Genomic DNA, 23,410 nt, shown 5'->3' on the forward strand with positions numbered 1-23,410 from the left:
AATGAACACACAATTAAATGGGAAAATCGCTTTGGTTACCGGATCTAATGCAGGGATTGGACGCGCAACCGCTGTTTTATTGGCAGCAAACGGAGCCAAGGTTGGCGTTAGCTATTTGAACAATAAAGAGCAGGGCGAAGAAACGGTAGCGATTATTCGCCAAGCGGGCGGACAGGCTGAGCTGTTTCAAGCAGACGTGACTGACGCTGCACAGATCGAAAGCTTGGTAAGCGGTGTGGAAAGTGCATTCGGCGGAACGATTGATATTCTGGTTAACAATGCAGGTCACATGGTGCAGCGTGTACCGAATGTTGATATGACGGAAGAGATGTATGACAAGATCATGAATGTCAATCTGAAAAGCACTGTATTTATGTGCAAACGCGTCATTCCGGGCATGAAAGCCAAAGGTGCAGGGCGAATCGTGAACATGGCTTCAGTTGCAGGACATAACGGAGGCGGACCCGGAGCAAGTATATATGCAGCGAGTAAAGCGGCTATATCGGCCTACTCCAAGGGCTTGGCTAAAGAGGTCGCAGGTGATGGAGTTACTGTAAATATCGTATCCCCAGGCTTCATTGGGCAAACCGCGTTTCATTCGACATTTACGACCGATGCAGCACGTCAGGCTACAATTGGCGGCATCCCGTTAAAGCGAGAGGGAACTCCAGAGGATGTAGCAGGTGCTGTCTTGTATTTGACCTCGGAGCTGGGTGCCTATTTGACGGGTGAGACGATTGAAGTCAACGGCGGGATGTTCATGCGATGAGAATAGAACAGAAGCTGCAATCCACCTTATGGGCGAATGAAGCCCTGCAGAAGCTGAAGGAAGAGCTCGATGCTCTTCTTTCCAGCGACAGTCTCCATATTCCGAAAGAGCCTGGCGGCTGGTGGCATCAATATGTATGCCCAGAGCATCATGTCGAACTGCTGTTCGATCCTGCCGAGCGTGATGCTCATAGCTTCCAATGTCCGCATGGCTGCCGTATTGAAGGTGAGGCGTATCGCGGGGCATGGCTCGTGTTTAAGCACCAGTCCATGGCAAGGTACGCGCTGCAAGCCGCGGCCATATATGCGGGCATCAATGAACCAAGCTACGCGGAGCTGGCCAAGCAAATTATTATCAATTATGCTGCACAATTTCCACAATATCCGGTGCACCCGGATGCCCAGCCCTGGATGTTGAAGGGGCGCGCCTTTCATCAGGCATTAACGGAGGCGATCTGGTCTACGACGATTTTGCGCGCCTATTTACTGCTTCATGATGAAGGAGTTGGCTTTAACGAAACGGAAAAAGCGACATTGGATGCGTTCCTTTCCATGCTGGAAGAGAGCATGGTGCAATACCGCCAGATCTTGATTCATGATCGTCAGAATGCGGAAAATAATTATACTGCCTGGCTAAATGCTTCACTTTCCTGCGTTTATGCCATTCGTGGACAGCAGGAGCTTCTACAGGGCTTGATTGATGGAGAAGGCGGTTGGAAGCACCATCTTTCCATTGGCGTAAAACCGGATCAATTCGAATTTGAAGGCAGCACTTATTATCATATTTTTGTATTGCGTGCGTATTTGATTTCAGCGGAGATGGCGGAACGGTTCGGTGTGGATTTATATCATATACAGGCGGAGCAGGATCAGTCCATGCGCGGGATGTTTGATGTGCTAGTAGGGCTGGCAGATGATCAAGGTATGCTTCCGGCACTGCATGATGGTCCGTTAGCCAGGGTTCCCTTTGCCAGAGAGATCGCGGAGATTATGGAAATTGGCCTTGCTCATTATGGCAATGAGCTTTATGCTCCGTTGTTAGGTGAAGCTTATCGGCAAATGGACGGAGAGGCTCGTCGAATTTCATTGGAAGCACTTGTCTATGGAGAAGGCGATGCCAATCTTACAAATGCAGGTCTATTAGCAGGAAGAAACACACTGCTGTTGAAGGATTCGGGATTTATTGTTGGACGGAAAGCGGGCAATCCATTATCCTACCTTGCAGATTTTGGTCCACATGGTGGTTCACATGGGCATTATGATAAGCTGCATGTATCCATTCAGTACGAAGGAGGGACATTTACACCGGATCTGGGTGTGGTTCCTTATGGATCTTCCCTGCGTAAGCAGTGGTTTGCCGAGACGGTCAGTCATAATACGGTTTCGATCGATGGGCAATCCCAGGCTGAGCATTCAGGTCTATGTAAGCTGTTCACGGAGTCGGAGCAAGCTGTATATACTTGGCTGCAATCAGATGAAGCCTATGAAGGCTGTATATTAAACAGGCATTTGCTCTTAAGTGGAGAGTGGCTGCTCGATTGGTTTGAGGTTCAGCTGTCTGAAGAGCGTACGATCGATTGGTGGATGCATCCGCTCGTTAAACCTCATGCTGCAGACGGAGCCTGGGTGAGAAACAGTGATGGGTTAGGTGCATTGGGCTACGCTGGTCACGGATACGATCAGGTGAAGCTTACAGACTATTATGAAACAGAGGAAGGCGATAGTCTGGGGCTGGCGGAACAACTCGATTTGCTTTTGACACCCAAGATGCTGACGCTCCAATATACGCCCGATAGCGACACAACGAAATCACTGCATCAATCGATTGTTGCTTTTCCGGGAATGTCACTGCTGCGTGTAGAAACACCAGGGACCTCTATAGATCCGAGCCAAGCATTAAGTGGCTTGCTGCAGCGGCAGATGGGCAAGCAAGCTAACTTTATACAGATTTATAAGCTGGGTCCAGCTGTTCACGCCAGTTGGGAGGCAAGTGAAGCCACGGGTACCGTTGAAACGAATAATGAAGCTTCGACAATCGAACATGCGCATGTAATCGGTATGAATTCTAGTCATGGACAACTGGTGATAAGCACCCGGTCGCAGGAAGCGGTTTGCGTGCTTGATCGTGAGCAAGGGCTGGTTGTGACCTGGAGGGACAAACATGAGTAAAGCATTATACCAACCGCAAAGCGGACTATTGACTGTGCAATATGCACCAGATGAACAGACCGTTTTAATCGAGAATCCGCCGCGGTTTACATGGATTCCGGCTCAGCTTGAGCATGACCAGTATATACTGCAGTATTCTACATCCTCACAATTCACACCAGAGGATACCATAACGGTTCAACCGATTCCTTACAATTTGTATACACCTGATCATGTTTTCACTGCAGGAACTTACTATTGGCGGTATGCGCTATTGCAGCGAGGAGAAGGGCAACCTACGGAATGGAGCCACATTCGCACCTTTACGGTACAGGAGGGTTTGCCAGAAACACCACTGCCATCGCGCGGACACCGATATACGGATATTTCCATGAAGCATCCCAGATTGTGGCTGCAAGCCGAAGAGCTGCCGGAATTTCGCCGTACGGTTCGTGAACAGCCATCTAAATACGGCTGGGATGTATTCTTGGAGCGTTCGGTAAAACCATGGGTCGACCGTGAACTGATCCCGGAGCCCTTGCCTTATCCAAACAATAAGCGTGTAGCCAACCTATGGCGTCAAATGTATATCGATTGTCAGGAAGCATTATACGCAGTACGTCATCTTAGTGTTGCTGGTGTGATTCTTGAGGATGCGGATTTGATTGCACGGGCCAAAGCATGGCTGCTTCACATTACCTCATGGAACCCGGAAGGCACAACGAGTCGGGACTATAATGATGAAGCTTCCTTTCGTATTGCCGGAGCGCTTGCATGGGGTTATGATTGGCTCTATCAGGAGCTGACGGAGGAAGAACGCGAAGAGGTACGTAACAATTTGTTGACACGCACCCGTCAGGTTGCGTTCCACGTGATTGAACGTTCCAAAATCCACCATGTTCCTTTTGACAGTCATGCAGTTCGCTCTTTATCGTCGGTTATCGTTCCAAGTGGCTTGGCTCTGCTTGGCGAGGCCGTAGTGGCAGAGGAATGGCTTGATTATACGCTGGAGTATTATGCATGCTTGTATTCTCCATGGGGCGGGGTAGATGGAGGTTGGGCGGAAGGTCCGATGTATTGGACAACCGGGATGGCTTTTGTAACAGAAGCTATGAATCTATTGAACAAATATACCGGAATTAACTTTTACCGTCGTCCTTTTTTTCAGCATACGGGTGATTTTCCTCTGTATTGCTTTAGCCCGGATACACTTCGTGCCAGCTTTGGCGATCAATCCACACTTGGCGATCCGGTAAGCTTGAAAACGGGCTTTAATATTCGTCAATTTGCCGGCATTACCAATAATGGACATCATCAATGGTACTATGAGCAGACTAGGGCGATCGATACGGACTCCGAGATGAAGTTTTACAATTATGGCTGGTGGGATTTCCGTTTTGACGAGATGATGTATATGCATGATTATCCGGCAGTACAAGCCAAAGCACCTACAGATATCGAACCTGTAAAATGGTTCCGCGATATAGGCTGGGTAGCTTTTCATGCCCATATGGATCGTCCGAAAGACCATATCATGCTGTTGACCAAAAGTAGTCCTTACGGCTCAATCAGTCACAGCCATGGAGACCAGAACGGCTTTCTGCTGCATGCCTATGGGGAACCACTCGCAATTGAGAGCGGCTATTATGTTGCCTTCGGTAGCACGATGCACATGAATTGGCGCAAGCAGACAAGGTCTACTAATAATGTACTAATCGATGGTCAGGGGCAATATGCAGGAACTAACAAAGTACTGAATATGTCGGCATCCGGCACGGTGGAAGCTGTCGAAACCCATAAGGGCTATACGTATTCCCGCTGTAATGCGACTGCTGCTTATCAGGAGCAGGTTCCTTACCTGGAGCGATATGTCAGAGAGTTGTATTTTTATGAGGGTTCCTATATCGTAGTTGTGGATCAGATTGATCTGTCACAGCCGGGACGTGTCGATTGGCTGTTTCATACGCTGTATGAGATGGAGCTGGATGGACAATCCTTTAAGGTTCATGGGCAAAAGGCGGACATGGATGGACGTTTTGTGTACAGCTCCTCCGGTGATCTCTCGCTGTCACAGCATGACGAGTTTACAGACGTAGACTCAGCTGAAATAGAAGGCCTGGACCGCCATTGGCATTTGACGGCTGCGACGCAATCAGCCCGTAGTCATCGCATTGCCACGTTGCTGGTGCCACTCCGTAAGGATGAGCCCAAGTATGTATCCTACTTCATGGATGATCAAGGTCATGGTGTGCATATTTACTTTACGGAAGATGGAGTTACACATAAGGTAGAGATTCCTAAGCCTTATTAAGCTGTGGAGAGAGAACGGCAGTTCATCCTTAGGGTTAGCTGCCGTTCGACTTTCTGTGATGCTAGAGGACAAGTAGCTGTAAGAAGAATGATTGACGGGTACACATTTTTTTTGTAAAATGGAAACCATAAAAACTATATTGGTTTCCTTGGTTTCAAGGTGGGGAGAGTATCATTGTGGATGAAGCTATGCGCATACGTATCGTACAGACAGCTGCCGATTTGTTTCATAAAAAAGGATATCGATCTATGACTTTGAGTGAGCTGTCGGCACAGCTTGGGATGAGCAAGAAAACCTTATACGTGTATTTCAGTGGGAAGGAGCAGATTGCAGCGGCCGTGCTGGAGAACACGATGGCAGCGATCAGCGCCAGGATTGACGAATCGACGCGGCAGGCTGGAGATCCGCTACATTTATTAAGAAATACACTCTATGGAGTCAAACAAGAGCTTGTGAAGCTGAATCCGATGTTTCTGGGGGATATTCAGAAATATATTCCAGAGCTATGGGATCGTATTGAAGCTTTTCGCGCTGGACAGCTTACTTTTATTGAGAAGCTGCTGGTTCAGGCTCAGCAGGCAGGATTGATTCGAAATGTCGATCCGCGAGTTGCTGCTGTTCTTATGTCAGAAAGTGTGCAGACCTTTTTGCGTCCGGATTTTGCCTCGAAGCATGGATTTACGACGATTGATGTAGCTGAAACCTTACTTGTCATGTTCACAGAAGGTCTTCGAATCCATAACGATCATTGAGGAGCGTGTGTGTGATGAAAGGATACGTTCTTGACTTTACACAGATCGATGAAGACAGCATACCCATTGTAGGTGGAAAAGGTGCGAATCTTGGTGTAATGACGAGAGCAGGTTTTCCGGTGCCCCCCGGGTTTTGTGTAACGACTAGCGCTTACCGCGATTTTATCGGGCAAAGCAGTCTGATGGAAGCCTATTTTGACCAGCTGGATGGGATTAAGGCCAACCAACTGAATGCGATATCCGAGCTTGGCCAAAGTATCCGCAAGCATCTGGTGACGTTAGCCATTCCGGAAGCCATTGTTGCTGAAATTATAGGCAGCTGGGAGCAATCAGCTAAAGAAAATGCCTATGCGGTTCGTTCCAGCGCGACAGCTGAGGATCTTCCTTATGCCTCATTTGCCGGGCAGCAGGATACGTATTTGAATGTAAAAGGAAGAGAACAGCTGCTGCTGGCCATCCGTCAATGCTGGGCATCACTGTTCACGGATCGGGCCATCTCCTACAGGGCCAAGAATGGATTCGATCACCGCTCGGTGCAGTTATCGGTAGTTGTCCAGCAGATGGTGTTTCCCGAAGTATCGGGTATTATGTTCACCGCTGATCCGATTGGCGGTCATCGGGGAATCCTTTCTATTGATGCCAGCTATGGACTAGGAGAGGCTCTCGTATCGGGACTGGTCTCAGCGGATTTATATCAGGTGCATGCGGGAATGATCATTTCTAAGAAAATAGCCAAAAAGAAGCTCGCCATTTTCTCATTACCGGAGGGAGGTACGCTTACAAGGGATTTGCCTGAAGATATGCAAAGCAGGCAGGCACTTGAAGATTCGCAAATTGAACAACTGGCTTCTCTCGGTGTAAAAATCAAGGATCATTATGGAACGGATCAGGATATCGAATGGTGTTACGCAGGAGGTTCGATCTATATTGTCCAGAGCCGGCCGATTACGTCGTTATACCCGCTTCCCCAAGTGTTGACGGCAGCTGGAGAATCCCCCCATATTCTACTCTCGTTCGGGCACCAGCAGATGATGACAGATGCAATGAAGCCGATGGCGCTGTCGATCTGGCAGACGATGTTTCCTTTCGGGAAACCTGCCGTTCAAGTAGAAAGCAGGTTGACGTATCGTGCTGGCGGAAGAATGTTTATTGATATCACCCCCATACTAACTCTTAAACCAGCACGGAGCCTTGTACCCAAGGTTCTAAAAGGTGTTGACGAAATGATGGGCAGCGGTGTGGGCGAATACGTTCAACGGGATGTATTTATTCAAGGCATCAAGCGGCCTAAAGGACTTGCTATACAGGTGGCTCGATTTGTCGTTCCCTTGCTCGGGAGAGTCGTTAACAATCTGCTGTTTGCTGATACCTCAAGGGCAGTTCACACCGTTAATACATGGTTAAGATCCTCGTTCCAATCGAGCAAGAATCAATTGTCAGATGTGAGTGGAGCGAATAGAGTACTTGAAGTGCAGGAGCATGCCGGGAAGCTGCTGCGTAGCCTGTTTCAAGAACTGATGGCCTATCCGTTGTCGGGTGTTATTGCATCAAGACTGATTCATGGACTTGCTGTAAGATGGTTACAAGACAATGAAGTCATTCACATTTTGAATAAATCGCTAATTGGCAACGTCACCAGTGAGATGGGACTGATGATCGGAGATTTGGCGGATATCGCCAGGCAGTATCCCGAGGTCACCGCGTTGATTCATGAGGGCAGGGCATCAAGCTTTCGTGAGGATCTTTCGACGGTTGAAGGCGGTTCTGTTTTTTTACCAGCATGGGACCATTTTATTCAGCTGTATGGCATGCGCTGTGCAGGTGAAATCGATATTACACGCCCAAGATGGAGAGAAGACGCCAGCTCACTGTTGCCCTCGATTGAAAGCCATATCAGAACGATGAGGCATAAGGAACACAGGGAGCGGTTTGCACAAGGCGCAGTAGAGGCTCAAACGGCTGCTGACGACTTATTGGATCGTCTTGGGAAGTTGCCCTTCGGATGTTTTAAAAAGAGATTAATGGGTCGCTTACTGCGAGTATTTCGCGATTTAATGAGCATTCGGGAGCATCCCAAATATTTGATGATGCAGTACTTCGGTTTGTTTCGAGAGGCTATTCTGAAGGAAGCGCAAAATTTGGTGCAGGAAGGAGTTCTGTTTGAAGAAGAGGATGTCTTTTACTTGACCTTGGATGAACTGCTGCACTTGACGAAAGGCAGACCGATCGAGCATCTCTCCCAAATAATAGCTGGCCGCAAACAGGAATATGAGCATTACAAGTCACTCATTCCGCCGCGGCTGATGACAAGTGAAGGTGAGATCATTACGGGTCGTCGAAGTCACCAGGATGCACCAGAGCATGCACTACTCGGAACTCCGGTGTCCGCAGGAATCGTAGAAGGGATTGCTCGCGTAGTATTACGACCCGAGGATGCGAAGCTGAACAAAGGAGAAATCTTGATCGCCCCATTTACAGATCCAGGGTGGACGCCGCTGTTTCACTCGTGTGCGGGTCTGGTGATGGAAGTAGGCGGATTAATGACGCATGGTGCCGTCGTAGCGCGCGAATATGGTCTTCCAGCTGTAGTAGGCATAGATGATGCAACCAGGCTGATTCATGATGGTGACCTGATTCGTCTGGATGGTACGCATGGATTTGTAGTAGTCTTGACTCCAAGTACGAGATCATAGTAAAAAGCCCTTCGAAGCATCGCTTGGATGCTCAAAGGGCTTTTTTAATTCATACAAGCTTATTTGCCTGCTTTCACTTCATTTAACAGGGTTAAATCTACAAATTTGCTTAGATCAAGCTCTTCCTTTTTAACGTCTTTAATATAGCCAGCATCAATGGAAACCTTGGCCATTTCTTCAATGGCTTCCTTGCTAACATCTGTGGTGAGGCTAAAACGGCCCAGAGATGCTTTAATCAGGTTGATATCCATACCTTTGCCACTCAAAGCTTTTAGACGATTGTTAATAAGCTCGTAAGATTTATCAGGGTTTTTCTTAATAAAGTCAACAGCTTCTGCATTGGCTTTAATTGCTTGCTTCGTCATTTCACGGTGATCCTTCAGGAACTTGTCGCTAACAGCCAGCAAGGTCAAAGGATAGTTACCATTATTAGGGGGGATTTTGTCCCAATCTACGATGATTTTGCCTACGCCTTCTTGCTCCATTTGTGTACCCCAAGGCTCTGGAACAAGAGTGGCATCAATTTCTTTTTGTCTCATCGCTACCATAGTGTCAGCAGGTGCACGTGCAATGATATTCACACCGGTTTTATCTGTAGTGATTTTCAAATTATTTTGTTGAAGCAGCAGACGCAAAGAAATTTCGTTCGTGCTGCCTTTTGTCGGGATCGCAACAGTTTTACCAAGTAAATCCTTAGGGCTTGTAATTCCGGAATCTTTGGCTGCTACCAGTACAGCTCCACCATTGGTAGACCCGCTGACGATACGGAAGTTTTTACTTTTAACGAATTGGTTGGTAGCAGGCCCAGGTCCTGTGTACCCCAGATCAATCTGATCTGTAGCTAAAGCAGTGGAGAAATCGGAGCCGTTGTCAAAGCCGACAACCTCGATCTTAACTTTATCTCCCCAAGCTTTTTGGAACAGCCCTTGTTCCAAAGCAACATAACCGGCTGCGTGTGTGACATTTTTGAAAATTCCGATGCGAACGGTAGATGCTGTTGGCGCTTGTGGAGCAGCAGCTCCTCCAGCGGCAGGTGCGGTAGGTGCGGTAGGCTCTTCTTTTTTGCCGCATGCTGACAGAACCAATACGGTAACCAGCAGCAGGGCCAATAATAGTGATCCTTGTTTTTTCATCGTTTAACTCTCCCTTTTATAAAATGTCGCTATTTTTTATTTTTATTCTCGGCTAGGCCGTAGCGAATCAAAATCGTATCCTCCAACCGTTTAAAGCAAAAATGGTCGGAGAGGGTACCCAGAACGGCAATAATGATAACTACACACAGCATCAATGCAGTATCCGATAAGCTTCTTCCATCCTGAAGAAGTTGACCCAGGCCAACGCCTTTGGCAATCAGCTCGCCCGATACTAATGCACGCCAGGCAAATGCCCATGCGACACGAACTCCCGTGATCATATGAGGAAAGGCGGCAGGCACCATAACCTGATAAAACATTCGAAAGCCATTGCCTGTGCCCATCGTTCGTGCAGCCTTCAGGTACAAAGGAGGAATATTCATAATACCGGTTCGGCTTGACATTGCCATAGTCCAGGTTGCCCCAAGTGTAGTGATAAATACGACAGAAAAGTCGTTCATTCCGAACCAGATGATAGCAAAAGGCAGCCAGGCGATACTTGGGACGGTTTGCAAGGCAACGACCAGGAAGCCGATAGTATCGTCCAGAAAGCGGTATCTGGCGAATAAAAAGCCAAGTGTAACTCCAATCGATATGGCCAGCACAAAAGCTGTCAGCAGCCTTCGTATGCTCTGTAGCGTCACTTCCAGCAGCTGTCCGTGCACAAAGCCGTCATAAAATGCTTGCGCGGTCTGGACAACAGAGGGGAACTTCCAGCCCCAATCGAATATTCTAAATCCCGCTTCCCATGCTATTAGAACTACGATCAGAAAGAGTGTTCTTCTTAAGGCTGTACTCATCGCCCATCTCCTCCTTTACGACTTTTTCCAACTCATCGGCAAGAACTTCCATGATGTTGGTTTCCGTATGGTGAAGAAGGGGGTCAGACGCATCCCGCGGACGCTCTGCCTGAACGACGAATTCTTTTTTTATGGTTCCAGGTCTCGTCGACATGACGAGAACACGGTCAGATAAAATAACGGCTTCACGTATATTGTGGGTGATGAAGAGAATCGTTTTCTTGGTCCGCATCCAGATTTCTTCCAGTTCTTTATGTAAAATAAGTCTGGTTTGTTCATCCAATGCCGCAAACGGCTCATCCATCAACAGAATTTCAGGGTCCATCGCCAAAGCGCGGGCAATAGCCGCTCTCTGTTTCATCCCGCCTGATAGCTCATGCGGATAACGATCTGCAAATCTGCTTAAGTGAACGGATTTGATTTGCTCCATCGCAAGCTCCTCGCGTTCCTTCTTGCCCAATCCTTTTTGCTTAAGCCCAAATGCTACATTGTCGAGCACGGTTAGCCAAGGAAACAAGGCGTGCTCCTGAAATACGACGACACGGTCGGGTCCGGGTGTGCTGCAGTCTTTACCGTTGACGGTTATAGTTCCCTGCTGCGCATGCTCAAGTCCTGCTACCAAATTTAAGAGTGTAGATTTGCCGCAGCCCGATGGTCCCAGCAAGGAGACGAATTCCCCTTTTTGAATGGTCAGTGAGACGTTGTCAATTGCAGTGAATGTGCCGCCTGTACGCTGCTGGAACGTCTTGCTGATGTTCTTGATTTCAATCATGTGTTGCTCACTCCTTCATGAACTCCGTACAAGTTAGTTTTCTTCTGAAAGATCACACTAAAAGTATATACCAACCTATTCTATCGGAATTAACATATTTGTCAATATAAACTTTATGAAGGAAAAAAGGGTCATCGTGCCGAAGTAGTCTCATTCAAGTATTTACAGTCTTACACGATACCAACAATTCATGAACAAGAAAGGTTTGGATAGCGAATGAAACGATGGAAACGCGTGCTGATTACAGGAACTCTATTGACAACTGCCTTCACGGCCGGCGTGTATGCTGAGGATGTGCTTCAACGGGTCGACGCCTATTTGCGACCTGATTTCAACGTGGTGCTCGACGGTAAACAGATCCAATTAGAAAGTCCAACATTAGTGTATGCGGATAAAACCTACTTATCTTTGAAGGAGCTTGGTAATCTGTTGGGGGCTAGTGTTATTTGGAAAGATGTGAATAAGACCATCTATATCAACAGCCGGATTAATCCCGAGCAGCAGGTTGTCGAGAAGGATCAGTCCATAGAAGAATTCAAATTCCGTACCCCTTACTCCATCAAAGTAAACTACCTGGGAGCTGAGTATCCATTGATGCTGGCCTACGCTGATGAGGGTACAGGTGTGAGAAATAATTTGATTTATTACCGTCTTTCCGATGTGAGGAAGATGGGTATTGATACGAATGGCTTGAAGCAATCCAAAGAAAAACTGACCGGAGCCCTATACATAAGTGAGCCTGAAATGAAAAAACGCCTGAAGCAAATGCCAACACCGATTTATAATGGTAGTGAGCGGTATGTGATAGCTGGTGAAATTAACACGAATAGAATTAAGGCATTGCAAACGTATGTAAAAGAAAATGGCAGCACACGTACTGACGATATTACATTCACGAACATTCCTGTCATGATCGAGAAGATGGATACAGAGAACATGTATGAATACTTATATTTCCAAACCCGTACCTCATCCAAATTTACGATTAGCCATTATATTTCAACCAAGCTGATTTTAACCAAAATGGAAGAAAAATTGGTGGATGGCTCGGATGGCTATACGATTAATAATTATGGTTGGACGGATTTGGATGATAAATTGGAACGTGAAGTTACACGTAAAGAAGATGAAGCGAGAAAAGCCAAGGATGAGGAAGCAATAAGACAGGCTGCCCAAAAATAAGTATAAGAATTGTTATTTAGCGAATCGTCTGGGCACTGTCCGGACGGTTTATTTTGTTTTTCCAAAAAATAAATAACAATTAATTAATAAAGCAAGTTGCCAAAACATAGAATTCATAATAAAATAACAATAAGTAACTGAATCTTCTGACTATTTTATGGAAATGTAGTCATGGTGTTGTTATTGTTCGTGCATCATTCGTGCAGCAGCAAATTCACAGTGAGTGCCAAGCACATATTGGAGGGGATTGCCGTGAGTAAGAGTCATGAAGTTGAATACTGCAACCTTGAGTTACGATTTGACCGTCGGCTAATCCGTAATTTCATTAAGTCGCTTATCCAGGAAGGCTACTCATTGTATTGGAATGAAAGCGAGCAGCAATTTATCGTATCGATTCGTACCGGCAGAAAGCTGGTAAAGCTGAAATTCCAAAGGCTGGGAGATCGCTATAAAATTGTTGGCAACTATTCCTTTAAGGATGAGAAGCTTGCTGAACTGATGGAAAAAATGATTGGGGATACCCGCGGTCATGCAATCGTCAAACGCTTCAAGGACAGACAAATTTTGATCGAAAATATTATGTTTGGTGAAATTATCCGGATGGTCGAAATCTCGGGGGTGGAGCATAAGGTGCTATTCCAAAAGGAATCTGGAGTTACATTGGATGAAATGATGCAAGCGTTCCGATCGAAGCGTCTGGAAGAGCGTATCCCGGTTCTGCGAATGGAGCTCGATTACGAGCTGATGAGTCTACAGGATGCGCTTCAAGCCAAGGATTCGGAAGCCATTCATACTAGCAAAGAAAGGTTGTTGGAGCTCAGGCATGAAATGTTGCAACTCGAAATGTAAACAGTTTGATTAAATGGTCTGTGGAACTCTGCACAGGCCATTTTTCATGTATAGAAACAGCAAAAAGTGTGTATGGAGCGCAAAAATTGCTCGTTGTTAACGTGTGCAGCAATATGATATGATAAATTTCGAGGTGGTAGGATTGAGCGTTACAATCAAGGATATCGCCAAGCTGGCAGGCGTCTCTCATACAACGGTTTCCCGTGCTTTGAACGACAGCCCTTTAATCAACCAGGAAACAAAGGAAAAAATCAGACTGCTAGCGGCACAATTGCATTATACACCGAATTATAACGCCAAAAGTCTTGTACTTGATCGATCTTACAATCTTGGCTTGTTTTTTTCAACTCTACACACGGGTACATCGGCGGGTTTTCTATACGAAGCCATTAAAGGTGTTAACGATGTGATTCAAGATCGATACAACCTGATTGTACGTGGAATCGACGACTATACCAGCTTTCACAAGGTTAATCGCAAAAGCTATGATGGGATTATCGTCATGAGTCAGAGCGCAACCGACCAACCTTTTATTGAATATGCGGCTGGGCTCGAGATTCCGCTTATTGTGCTGAACCGCCAGATTGAGCATGTTCAGGTTATGAATATGGTTCCAGACGACAAGCGCGGCGCATATTTGATCGTGGAATATTTGATTTCCCAGGGACATCGGCAAATCGCGATTATTGAGGGAAAGCAAAATTTCAAATCGACACAAGCCCGCCGCGAGGGTTATCAGGAAGCAATGGAAACCTATCAGGTTCCGTTAAGTTTGGATTATCAGCAGCAAGGGAACTATGATTTAGAAAGCGGTCATACCGCGATGAACCGACTGTTGGAGCTCGAGAATCAACCGACCGCCGTTTTTTGCTGCAATGATGATATGGCATTGGGTGCGATCAAAGCCATAACAGAAAAACAGCTGAGTGTTCCGGGTGACATCTCTGTGGTCGGCTTCGATGATCATATTTTCTCAGGCTTTATGACACCAGCGCTGACGACGGTTCGACGGCCGATCGAGCAAATCAGCAGAGAAGGCGCAGCCAAGCTGTTATCTTTTATTGAATCGAAGCAGGTAGAAAAAGAAACTATTTTTTTTCATACGGAGCTCGTGATTCGGGAATCCGTAACCAACATAACAGGAGGTTTACAACGATGAGTATCTTAAGAGAAGTTCTCAAAGACATTCCGATTCCACAAATGGTGCGTATCCGTCAAAAATTCGATGGCACCAAGCTCGACAATCTGGAACAATCTCTGAAGCTAGAGCTGCAAAAGCCTGGTACGATCGACCGGATCAAGCCCGGACAGCAGGTTGCTGTAGCCGTAGGGAGCCGGGGCGTTGCGAACATTGATCTGTTTACGAAAATTACGATTGATGCCATAAAACAAGCAGGTGGTCATCCTTACATTGTTCCTTGCATGGGAAGTCATGGTGGGGCAACGGCTGAAGGTCAGAAGGATGTGCTGCATCATTTGGGTGTTACAGAGGAATTGATGGGAGCTCCAATCCGTTCTTCCATGGAGGTTATCAAGCTTGACGAGCTTCCTAACGGATTACCTGTTTATGTGGATCAAATTGCTTCGACAGCGGACGCGATTGTTGTGATTAATCGAGTGAAGCCCCATACGGCTTTTCGCGGGAGAATTGAGAGCGGGATTATGAAAATGATCGCGATCGGTCTGGGTAAACAAAAGGGGGCGGAAGCCTGCCATCAGCTAGGATTTAAATATATGGCTGAAAATGTGCCAGCTATGGCTACCATTATGATCGACAAGCTGCCGATTGTGTTCGGCGTTGCTCTTGTTGAGAACGCCTATGATCAAACCTGCCGCATTGAAGTATTGCCTGCTGAACAAATCGAAGCACGTGAAGAAGAACTGCTTAAGGAAGCGAAGGAAAGACTTCCGAAGATTCTGTTCGACCAGGTCGATGTGCTGGTGATCGATTACATTGGCAAAAACATTAGTGGAGACGGTATGGACCCGAATGTAACAGGCAGGTATCCAACGCCTTATGCACATGGTGGACCTGATGTATCCAAAATGGTTGTGCTTGATTTGACACCTGAAACCAAAGGGAATGCCAATGGGGTAGGAACTGCAGACTTTACGACACAGCGTTTAGTAGATAAAATGGATTTGGCTGCAACTTTTGTTAATGGGCTGACTTCAACGGTATGTGCACCAACCAAAATTTCGACTACGCTCGATAACGACTTCTATGCAATCAAAGCCGCTGTCAAAACTTGTAATATTCTGGATTACACCAAATGTCGTCTTATCCGCATTCAGGATACGCTGCACTTGGGTGAAATCGAAATTTCGGTGAACCTGCTGGAGGACGCTAAAAAGCATGCGGATATTGAGATTTTAAGCGAGCCTTTCGATCTCCAATTTGATAGTGAAGGGAATTTGGTACAATGAGCTTGTCGTCACAAAAGCCTTACATCATAGCGGCCGATCTCGGTACAACAAGCGCTAAGACGCTGGTTATTGACCGGGATGGCCGGGTGTTGGCTTCACATTCCGTAGAATATCCGATGTACACTCCGCGCCCGGATATGGCGGAGCAGGACCCGGATGAAATTTTTGCAGCGCTTTTAACTTCGGTTCAGGCCGTCATTGCTAAGGCAAGAATTTTGCCAAGCCAGATTTTGTGTGTATCGTTCAGCTCGGCCATGCATAGCTTGATTGCGGTCGATCGTGAATTGAATCTCCTGACTCCTAATATTATTTGGGCTGATAATCGTAGTGTTGGTTATGTGAAGGTATTGAACGAACAGCTTGACGGTCATCAGATCTACATGAATACTGGCACGCCGATACATCCGATGTCCCCACTGCTTAAGCTGATGTGGCTTCGGGACAACCAACCGGATGTTTTTGAGCATGCACATAAGTTTATCGGTATCAAGGAATATATATTTGCCAAGCTGTTCGGGCAGTATGTGATCGATTATTCGATAGCGAGTACCACCGGACTTTTCAATCTGCGTAAGCTGGACTGGGACGAGCAAGCTATGAAAGCCTGCGGTGTTCGCAGGGAGCAGCTGCCAAACCCGGTTTCAACGACGCATCATCTCGCAGGTATGAAGCAGCAGTACGCTCAAGCTATGGGACTTCACGCGGATACGCCGTTTGTACTCGGTGCTGCTGATGGAGTTTTGGCAAACCTGGGTGTAGGTGCTTTTGAAGAGGGCATATACGCGGTTACTATCGGTACGAGTGGTGCTGTTCGTGGTGTTGTACGGGAGCCTATTACCGATCCGAAAGGGCGGCTGTTTTGCTACGCCCTCAAGGAAGACTTCTGGGTCGTTGGAGGAGCGATTAATAACGGCGGGATCATGTTCCGCTGGGTGCGCGATCAATTGGCTACAGCAGAAGCTGAGGAAGGTCGGCGTCGCGGCCTCGATCCTTATGACTATTTGACCTCTATTGCAGAGGAAGTCGCAGCAGGCTCTGACGGTCTTATTTTCCTGCCGCTGCTTGCCGGAGAACGGGCTCCTTATTGGAATGCCAACGCTCGAGGCGTATTTTTTGGATTGTCCTTGTATCACCAGAAAAAGCATATGATCCGAGCCGTTATGGAAGGTGTTATGTACCGGATACAATCCGTTCTTTCCGCGTTAGAAGAGCTTTCAGGTCCTACCAAGGAAATACGCGCATCCGGCGGCTTTGCTCGGTCCAGCTTTTGGCTGCAAATGATGTCTGATGTAACAGGGAGCTCTGTTGTGGTGCCGAATACGATTGAAAGCTCGGGACTCGGTGCGGCTCAGCTCGGTTTACTTGCTATGGGCGAAATCAAAGATTTCTCGGTCGTTCACGATTGGATGCAGGTGCAACACAATTATTCAGCCAATCAGGAACATTTTGAGCTGTACAAGCAGCTGACCGGTATTTATGGTCGTGTCTACCATCAGCTGAAGGATGAGTTCGAATCGATCGCTGCTTTTCAACATGCGCATACGAAGTAATGAAAACTAATAATTTTTGACAAATTTGAGGAGGTTCATCATGAATTTATTTGATCTGACAGGAAAAACAGCAATCGTTATCGGGGGTAACAGTACTTTGGGCGGTGCTATGGCAGTAGCTCTAGGAGGACATGGAGCCAATGTTGCGATTGTTGGCCGTAATCAGGAAAAATCCGAAATCGTGAAACAAAGTATTTTGGAGGTTGGTGGCAAAGCAGAAATTTTTTCCGCAGACGCTACACTTGCTGAGGACTTACAAAAAGTGCTGGCTGATGTGTTGGCATGGACAGGCCGTGTGGATATTTTGATGAATTGTCCCGGCAAGAACAGCCCAACTCCGTTTTTTGACTTGAAAATGGAAGAATGGGACTCTATCATGGACGTAAACCTGAAAAGTGTCGTACTAGCCAGTCAAGTATTTGGAAAACATATGGTTGATAAAGGTGAGGGCGGCAGTATCATCAACATTTCGTCGGCTTCTTCACAGGTTCCTTTATCACGCGTATTCACTTACTCGGCTTCCAAAGCAGCCGTTAATAGTGTAACCAAATTTCTTGCCCGTGAATTTGCACCTGCGAACGTTCGCGTGAATGCGATTATTCCTGGTTTCTTTCCGGCAGAACAAAACCGCAAGCTCTTGACTCCTGAGCGTACGGCGTCTATTATGGGCCATACACCGATGAATCGATTTGGGGAAGCAGAAGAGCTGCAGGGAGCGGCTGTATTTTTGGCTTCCGATAAGGCTTCGAGCTTCGTAACAGGCTCACTTTTGACAGTTGATGGCGGCTTCACAGCAATGACAATCTAATAAAGGTTGTTAAAAAGTCGTCTTTTGATCACGAAGACATGCAAGAAGCCTACTCGGCATCGAATATTGCATTCAAGCTCGAAGTGTGGTGCTCATTTAGGTTTGCCTAAACTCCGCTCCTCCTTCTTCACCTTCATGCAATCTTCTCGGTGCTGAAAAGTCGACTTTTTGAACTCGTACTAATAATCTTTTGAAATTCATCGAGAAATGTTTATAATTACAAGTGAGTCGTAACGAAACTATATGCAGGAGAGGGAGAAAACAGATGTCTAAACAGCAAGTTGGCGTAATCGGATTAGCAGTTATGGGTAAGAACCTGGCATTGAACATTGAAAGCAGAGGATTTACTGTCTCTGTGTACAACCGTTCCCGTGAAAAAACGGATGCCCTGATTGAGGAAGCAGCAGGCAAAAACCTGGTTGGTACATACAGCATCGAAGAATTCGTAGCTTCTCTGGAAACGCCTCGCAAGGTACTGATCATGGTACAAGCAGGTGCTGGAACAGACGCAACAATCGATTCGCTTGTACCGCTTTTGGATAAAGGCGATATTATTATTGACGGCGGTAACGCTTATTTCCCTGATACACAGCGCAGAAACAAAGACCTGCAAGCACACGGTCTTCGCTTTATCGGTACTGGGGTTTCCGGTGGTGAGGAAGGCGCTTTGAAAGGTCCTTCGATCATGCCAGGCGGCCAAAAAGACGCTTACGAGCTGGTTGAACCTATCTTGACTGCTATCTCGGCTAAGGTTGGCGGCGATCCTTGCTGCACATACATCGGACCTGACGGTGCTGGTCACTACGTGAAAATGGTTCACAACGGCATCGAGTACGGCGACATGCAGCTAATCTGCGAAGCTTACCAGCTGTTGAAGGATGTATTGGATGTTAGCACGGATGAGCTGCACGAAATTTTCTCCGAGTGGAATAAAGGCGAGCTTGATAGCTACCTGATTGAAATCACTACAGACATTTTTACGAAAAAAGATCCAGAAACCGGCAAGCCTATGGTTGATGTGATTCTTGATTCCGCAGGTCAAAAAGGAACCGGTAAATGGACAAGCCAAAGCTCTTTGGACCTTGGAGTACCATTGTCCATCATTACGGAATCCGTATTCTCACGTTTCCTCTCCGCTATGAAGCAAGAGCGCGTAGCTGCTAGCAAAGTATTAAACGGACCTAACGTTTCCAAATATACAGGCGATCGCAAAGAGTTCATCGAAGCTGTTCGCAAAGCGCTGTATGCAAGCAAAATTTGCTCATACGCACAAGGCTTCGCTCAAATGAGAGCCGCTTCTGTTGAATATAACTGGAGTCTGGATTACGGCAGTATCGCCATGATCTTCCGTGGTGGCTGCATCATTCGTGCCCGCTTCCTGCAAAATATCAAGGACGCTTATGACCGCGATCCTGAGTTGAAAAACCTGCTGCTTGACGGTTATTTCCAGGATGTTGTGAGCAACTACCAGGATGCATGGAGAAATGTAATTGCAACTGCCGTAACTCGCGGTATCCCTGCTCCAGCATTCGCTTCTGCCCTGGCTTACTACGATAGCTACCGCACAGAGCGTTTGCCTGCAAACCTGCTTCAGGCTCAAAGAGACTATTTTGGAGCGCATACTTTCCAACGTCTGGATAAAGAGGGTTCTTTCCACTTTAACTGGATGGAGAATTAGGAGAGACGGGAAGAGATTGATCCGTCAATGGATCGGATTGCAATCCGTATACGGCTTCTGCTATCCAGGTCTTAAGACGATCCGCCTCTTGATCGAAGCCGTTGCGCCGCTGAATCAGCATCAAAGATATTTCTGCAAAATAATGAAAGTTTTGCAGTAAGCGTGGCTGAGAGAGCTCAAGTAATTGAGGGTTCTTCTCAGCCACCTTTTTTTTGATAAATCCCAATATCCACACAATATCATCTTTACACAGCAAATGAGCGGGATCGAGAATCTGCTCGATTTTTTGCTTCGATACATCAGATTTCATCATAACACTCCTTAGCTTGGGGTGTAGGTACCATTCATCTTATGACTTTGTCCAAGTTTCTATTCATGGTGAGGTGTCAGAATAATGAGAGTGAAAAATGTTGTTTTGATCGGTTTTATGGGAACAGGGAAGTCGACAGTAGGCAAAGTGCTTGCGGGGAGACTTGGCTGGCAGTTCGTTGACACCGACCAAAAGGTTGAAGAGCGTCAAGGAATGACAATCAGTGAAATGTTTGCGACACTTGGGGAGTCGGCTTTTCGCCAGACAGAGAGTGAGACTCTAGACAGTGTTCTTGAACAATCCTCTCAGGTTATATCTACAGGAGGCGGTGCCATATTGGCAGAACGTAACCGCTTGAGTATGAAAAAGGACGGCTATGTCATTGCTTTAAAGGCCGCTGCAGAAACGATCATCGAGCGGGTCAAGCATGACCAAAGCCGTCCCTTGGTGCAGGGTGACGTCGAAGAACGCGTTCATAAGTTGTTGGAATCGCGTCGGAATGCATACGACTTCGCTGATCTTATTATTGATACGACAGGGGTTTCTGTCGAGGAGATCGTGGAGCAGATTATAGCATCAACCCTGGATTGAGCAGGCTTAGGATTCGTCCCAGGCCAGCATCCCGCCGGTCAGGTTTTTCAAATTCGTATAGCCTTGTGCTTGTAAGTAATCGTAAGCCTTTCCGCTGCGGCCACCGCTGCGACACACCAGAATCGTCTCTTGACCCGGAGGAATTTCATCCAATCGCTCTGGAATTTGCATGAGCGGTATGAGGACTGCGCCTGGTATGACACCCAGAGCCGTTTCTTCAGGCTCACGTACATCAATAATGTGTAATTTATCATTGTTGTTCAAGCGAGCCTTTAGCTGATCTGTCGTAATTGTTTCCATCTGTGTAACCCTCCTAAGTGATTTGGATCTCTATAGGTCTATGATATCGATAATCGCAAGCGAGTGTCAACTTCACGGTTTGCAACCTCGAATCACTATGGTAAACTTAAACTAACTGCGTGTTGATCAAAGTCAACAGGAATTATTTGCTGAACAGGAGAGATACATATTCATGAAAGCCATTGTAAAACCGACAAATCTATTAGAAGGTACAATAAATGCACTTTCCTCTAAAAACTACACTACTCGCTACCTGTTAATCGGTGCTTTGGCAGAGGGGACAAGCACGATATATTACCCTGCACATAGCGAAGACAGTGATGCTATGCGTCGTTGTATCCGTGATTTGGGTGCTATCGTTGAGGAAGATGAAGAAAAGATGACCATTCAGGGATTTGGCAGGAATCCTCGTGATGTGTCGGAACTGAATGTCGGCAATGCGGGAGCCGTGCTTCGTTTCTTAATGTCTGTTGCTGCATTTTGTCCTAAAGTGACCTTTATTAATGCATACCCGGATTCTCTAGGAAAAAGACCGCATAATGATTTAATTGATGCACTTAAACAGATGGGTGTAGAGGTCGATGATAATCAAGGAAAGCTGCCGATTACGATTGGCAAGGGTAAGCTGCATGGAGGCAAAATCCAGGTTTCTGGAAATGTAAGTTCGCAGTTTCTTAGCTCGCTGTTGTTTATGACACCTTTGCTTGATGAAGATAGCGAGATCGAGGTGCTTCACGATTTGAAGTCCAAAGTCATCGTGGGACAAACACTGGAAGTGATCGCACAGGCAGGTATTCAGATTCAGGCTTCCGAAGATCTGATGCATTACACCATCCGTGGTGGCCAAAAGTATCAACCGCAAAAGTATGTCGTACAAGGCGATTACCCCGGCTCTGCCGCAATATTGGCTGCCGCGGCAGTTACCCATTCCGATGTTAAGGTACTCAGATTGGAAGAGAACAGCAAGCAGGGTGAGAAAGCGGTTGTAGACGTTCTTCGTGCGATGGGTGTTAATTTGACACATGAGAACGGTATTGTACATGTTAGAGGGAACCAACAGTTGAAGGCCGGCGAATTTGACGGTGATCATTTTACCGATGGTGTATTGGCCATGGTGGCTGCTGCTGTGTTTGCTGAAGGAACATCCCGGTTCTATAATGTAGAAAATTTGCGTTACAAGGAATGTGATCGTATCACAGATTTCGTAAACGAATTGCGCAAAGCGGGGGCAGATGTGGAAGAAAGACAAAGTGAAATCATTATTCATGGTCGTCCTCAGGGAGTAACCGGAGGCGTTGAAATCAATGCCCATTATGATCATCGTGTCATTATGGCTTTGACCATTGTAGGTCTTCGTTCAGAGAAGGGACTTACGATCAACGATGCGCATCATGTAGCGAAATCATATCCACATTATTTCGAGCATCTGATCTCCTTGGGCGCGCAAATTGAGTTTGTAGATTAATAAATATTATAAACAAGTGAGTTGATGGTCATGCCTGTACTTTGGAAAGGAATCCAAGTTACATTCGGCTTTTTTCTCATACTGGGTCTCCTGTTTGCCAGTGGTGTTTTTTCGATGCTGCTGTACGCCAAAATTACCGGACAAGGCTGGTTCAGCGAAGCTTCGACGATTGCCTATGCGGATACTTTGGGGGGCAGACAGCCCATCATCACGACCGCTTCACCGCCACCACTGATTCCGGTACCATTGGCTACTTCAGCTATGCTGAAGGCTCCGGCGATCCGTCAACATCCGGAGCTTCCGTCTGGCTGTGAAATCACAAGCCTGACGATGATGCTTCAATATTACGGTGTAGCAAAGAGTAAACTGGAGCTGGTGCCCGAGATGAAGCGTGATAACACGCCATTAAAGCGGAACAAGGATGGTTCAATCGCTTATTGGGGGAATCCAAATTTAGGGTTTGTAGGAGAGGTTACCGGTTCTGCCAAAGGCTTTGGTATTTATCATGGAGCATTATTTGAATTGCAAAAAAAATATATCCCGACCGCTATGGATCTAACGAATCAATCCTTCGACATGCTGGAACAGCAGCTTCGTGATGGCATTCCGTCGCTGGTCTGGACCACGATCAATTTTCAAGTGCCCGATAATTGGGTAGTTTGGGATACACCGATAGGACCGATTGAGACAACTTTTATGGAGCATGCTGTATTGCTTGTCGGATTTGATGAGCAAAATGTATATGTCAACGATCCTTCTACTGGTAAAAGCAATGTGAAAATTGATAAAGCGCAGTTTCTCGCAACCTGGGAAGCGATGGGACGTCAAGCTTTAAGCTATAAACTATAAGTATCCAAGTAATTTCAAATCTAA

The 23,410-nt window shown here is 46.6% G+C and carries 20 protein-coding genes; 15 read left to right on the forward strand and 5 right to left on the reverse strand.

What is annotated here, in order from left to right; translation table 11 throughout:
- Window position 1 precedes the first annotated feature (1 nt).
- The 5 genes from OB236_RS23900 to OB236_RS23920 all read left to right on the forward strand — a co-directional run bounded on the left by OB236_RS23900 (window position 2) and on the right by OB236_RS23920 (window position 8,672).
- A complete protein-coding gene (locus tag OB236_RS23900) occupies window positions 2-769 on the forward strand; it encodes an SDR family NAD(P)-dependent oxidoreductase (RefSeq protein WP_262686235.1) in 768 nt (255 codons plus the stop codon).
- Window positions 766-2,937 carry a heparinase II/III domain-containing protein gene (locus OB236_RS23905; RefSeq protein WP_262686236.1) on the forward strand — a complete coding sequence of 724 codons (2,172 nt, stop codon included), beginning with the start codon at window positions 766-768 and terminating at the stop codon, window positions 2,935-2,937. The genes OB236_RS23900 and OB236_RS23905 overlap by 4 nt, the downstream gene beginning before the upstream one ends.
- Entirely contained in the window at window positions 2,930-5,227 is a 2,298-nt protein-coding gene (locus OB236_RS23910; RefSeq protein ID WP_262686237.1) for a DUF4962 domain-containing protein, read from the forward strand. Before OB236_RS23905 ends, OB236_RS23910 begins: the two co-directional genes overlap by 8 nt.
- A 176-nt stretch (window positions 5,228-5,403) precedes the next feature.
- Window positions 5,404-5,979: a TetR/AcrR family transcriptional regulator gene (locus OB236_RS23915; protein WP_262686238.1), complete on the forward strand. Its 576-nt coding sequence runs from the start codon at window positions 5,404-5,406 to the stop codon at window positions 5,977-5,979.
- 14 nt (window positions 5,980-5,993) lie between these two features.
- The gene (locus tag OB236_RS23920; protein WP_262686239.1) at window positions 5,994-8,672 is read left to right on the forward strand and encodes a phosphoenolpyruvate synthase; all 2,679 of its coding nucleotides are present in this window, start codon (window positions 5,994-5,996) and stop codon (window positions 8,670-8,672) included.
- A gap of 59 nt (window positions 8,673-8,731) precedes the next feature.
- Here the strand turns inward: OB236_RS23920 and OB236_RS23925 are convergent, their stop codons facing one another.
- Genes OB236_RS23925 through OB236_RS23935 form a run of 3 tightly spaced genes read right to left on the reverse strand, consistent with a single transcriptional unit; the run spans window position 8,732 to window position 11,377 of the window.
- Window positions 8,732-9,805 (reverse strand): ABC transporter substrate-binding protein, encoded by a 1,074-nt coding sequence (locus OB236_RS23925; protein WP_262686240.1) that lies wholly within the window; start codon window positions 9,803-9,805, stop codon window positions 8,732-8,734.
- A 29-nt stretch (window positions 9,806-9,834) separates the two neighbouring features.
- A complete protein-coding gene (locus OB236_RS23930; RefSeq protein WP_262686241.1) occupies window positions 9,835-10,605 on the reverse strand; it encodes an ABC transporter permease in 771 nt (256 codons plus the stop codon).
- Window positions 10,538-11,377, reverse strand: coding sequence for an ABC transporter ATP-binding protein (locus OB236_RS23935; protein ID WP_262686242.1), 840 nt, complete (start codon window positions 11,375-11,377; stop codon window positions 10,538-10,540). The genes OB236_RS23930 and OB236_RS23935 overlap by 68 nt, the downstream gene beginning before the upstream one ends.
- A 216-nt stretch (window positions 11,378-11,593) precedes the next feature.
- Between OB236_RS23935 and OB236_RS23940 the strand changes: the two genes are divergently transcribed.
- The 7 genes from OB236_RS23940 to gndA all read left to right on the forward strand — a co-directional run bounded on the left by OB236_RS23940 (window position 11,594) and on the right by gndA (window position 19,871).
- The gene (locus OB236_RS23940) at window positions 11,594-12,559 is read left to right on the forward strand and encodes a copper amine oxidase N-terminal domain-containing protein (RefSeq protein ID WP_262686243.1); all 966 of its coding nucleotides are present in this window, start codon (window positions 11,594-11,596) and stop codon (window positions 12,557-12,559) included.
- A 252-nt stretch (window positions 12,560-12,811) separates the two neighbouring features.
- Window positions 12,812-13,408, forward strand: a complete 597-nt coding sequence (locus tag OB236_RS23945; protein WP_076235970.1) for a hypothetical protein — start codon at window positions 12,812-12,814, stop codon at window positions 13,406-13,408.
- Between the two features lie 142 nt (window positions 13,409-13,550).
- Complete coding sequence (locus OB236_RS23950; protein WP_262686244.1) at window positions 13,551-14,567, forward strand: LacI family DNA-binding transcriptional regulator; 1,017 nt, start codon at window positions 13,551-13,553, stop codon at window positions 14,565-14,567.
- The gene (locus tag OB236_RS23955) at window positions 14,564-15,835 is read left to right on the forward strand and encodes a nickel pincer cofactor-dependent isomerase, group 22 (protein WP_262686245.1); all 1,272 of its coding nucleotides are present in this window, start codon (window positions 14,564-14,566) and stop codon (window positions 15,833-15,835) included. Before OB236_RS23950 ends, OB236_RS23955 begins: the two co-directional genes overlap by 4 nt.
- Window positions 15,832-17,385: a gluconokinase gene (gene gntK / locus OB236_RS23960; protein ID WP_262686246.1), complete on the forward strand. Its 1,554-nt coding sequence runs from the start codon at window positions 15,832-15,834 to the stop codon at window positions 17,383-17,385. The genes OB236_RS23955 and gntK overlap by 4 nt, the downstream gene beginning before the upstream one ends.
- Window positions 17,386-17,425: 40 nt before the next feature.
- Complete coding sequence (locus tag OB236_RS23965) at window positions 17,426-18,193, forward strand: SDR family oxidoreductase (RefSeq protein WP_076235974.1); 768 nt, start codon at window positions 17,426-17,428, stop codon at window positions 18,191-18,193.
- A gap of 265 nt (window positions 18,194-18,458) precedes the next feature.
- Complete coding sequence (gndA, locus tag OB236_RS23970) at window positions 18,459-19,871, forward strand: NADP-dependent phosphogluconate dehydrogenase (RefSeq protein ID WP_262686247.1); 1,413 nt, start codon at window positions 18,459-18,461, stop codon at window positions 19,869-19,871.
- On the opposite strand, the gene OB236_RS23975 is transcribed toward gndA, so the two are convergent.
- Entirely contained in the window at window positions 19,852-20,181 is a 330-nt protein-coding gene (locus OB236_RS23975) for a hypothetical protein (protein ID WP_317259374.1), read from the reverse strand. The genes gndA and OB236_RS23975 overlap by 20 nt on opposite strands.
- 84 nt (window positions 20,182-20,265) lie before the next feature.
- On the opposite strand from OB236_RS23975, the gene OB236_RS23980 reads away from it, so the two are divergent.
- Entirely contained in the window at window positions 20,266-20,772 is a 507-nt protein-coding gene (locus OB236_RS23980; RefSeq protein WP_262686249.1) for a shikimate kinase, read from the forward strand.
- Window positions 20,773-20,778: 6 nt separating this feature from the next.
- On the opposite strand, the gene OB236_RS23985 is transcribed toward OB236_RS23980, so the two are convergent.
- On the reverse strand, window positions 20,779-21,072 hold the full coding sequence (locus OB236_RS23985) for a rhodanese-like domain-containing protein (RefSeq protein ID WP_262686250.1): 294 nt from the start codon (window positions 21,070-21,072) through the stop codon (window positions 20,779-20,781).
- Window positions 21,073-21,244: 172 nt separating this feature from the next.
- Here OB236_RS23985 and aroA point away from each other — a divergent pair, with 172 nt between their 5' ends.
- The gene (gene aroA, locus OB236_RS23990; RefSeq protein ID WP_262686251.1) at window positions 21,245-22,537 is read left to right on the forward strand and encodes a 3-phosphoshikimate 1-carboxyvinyltransferase; all 1,293 of its coding nucleotides are present in this window, start codon (window positions 21,245-21,247) and stop codon (window positions 22,535-22,537) included.
- Window positions 22,538-22,567: 30 nt separating this feature from the next.
- Window positions 22,568-23,386 (forward strand): C39 family peptidase, encoded by an 819-nt coding sequence (locus OB236_RS23995; protein WP_262686252.1) that lies wholly within the window; start codon window positions 22,568-22,570, stop codon window positions 23,384-23,386.
- Window positions 23,387-23,410: the final 24 nt, after the last annotated feature.

The sequence above is a fragment of the Paenibacillus baimaensis genome (assembly GCF_025567575.1).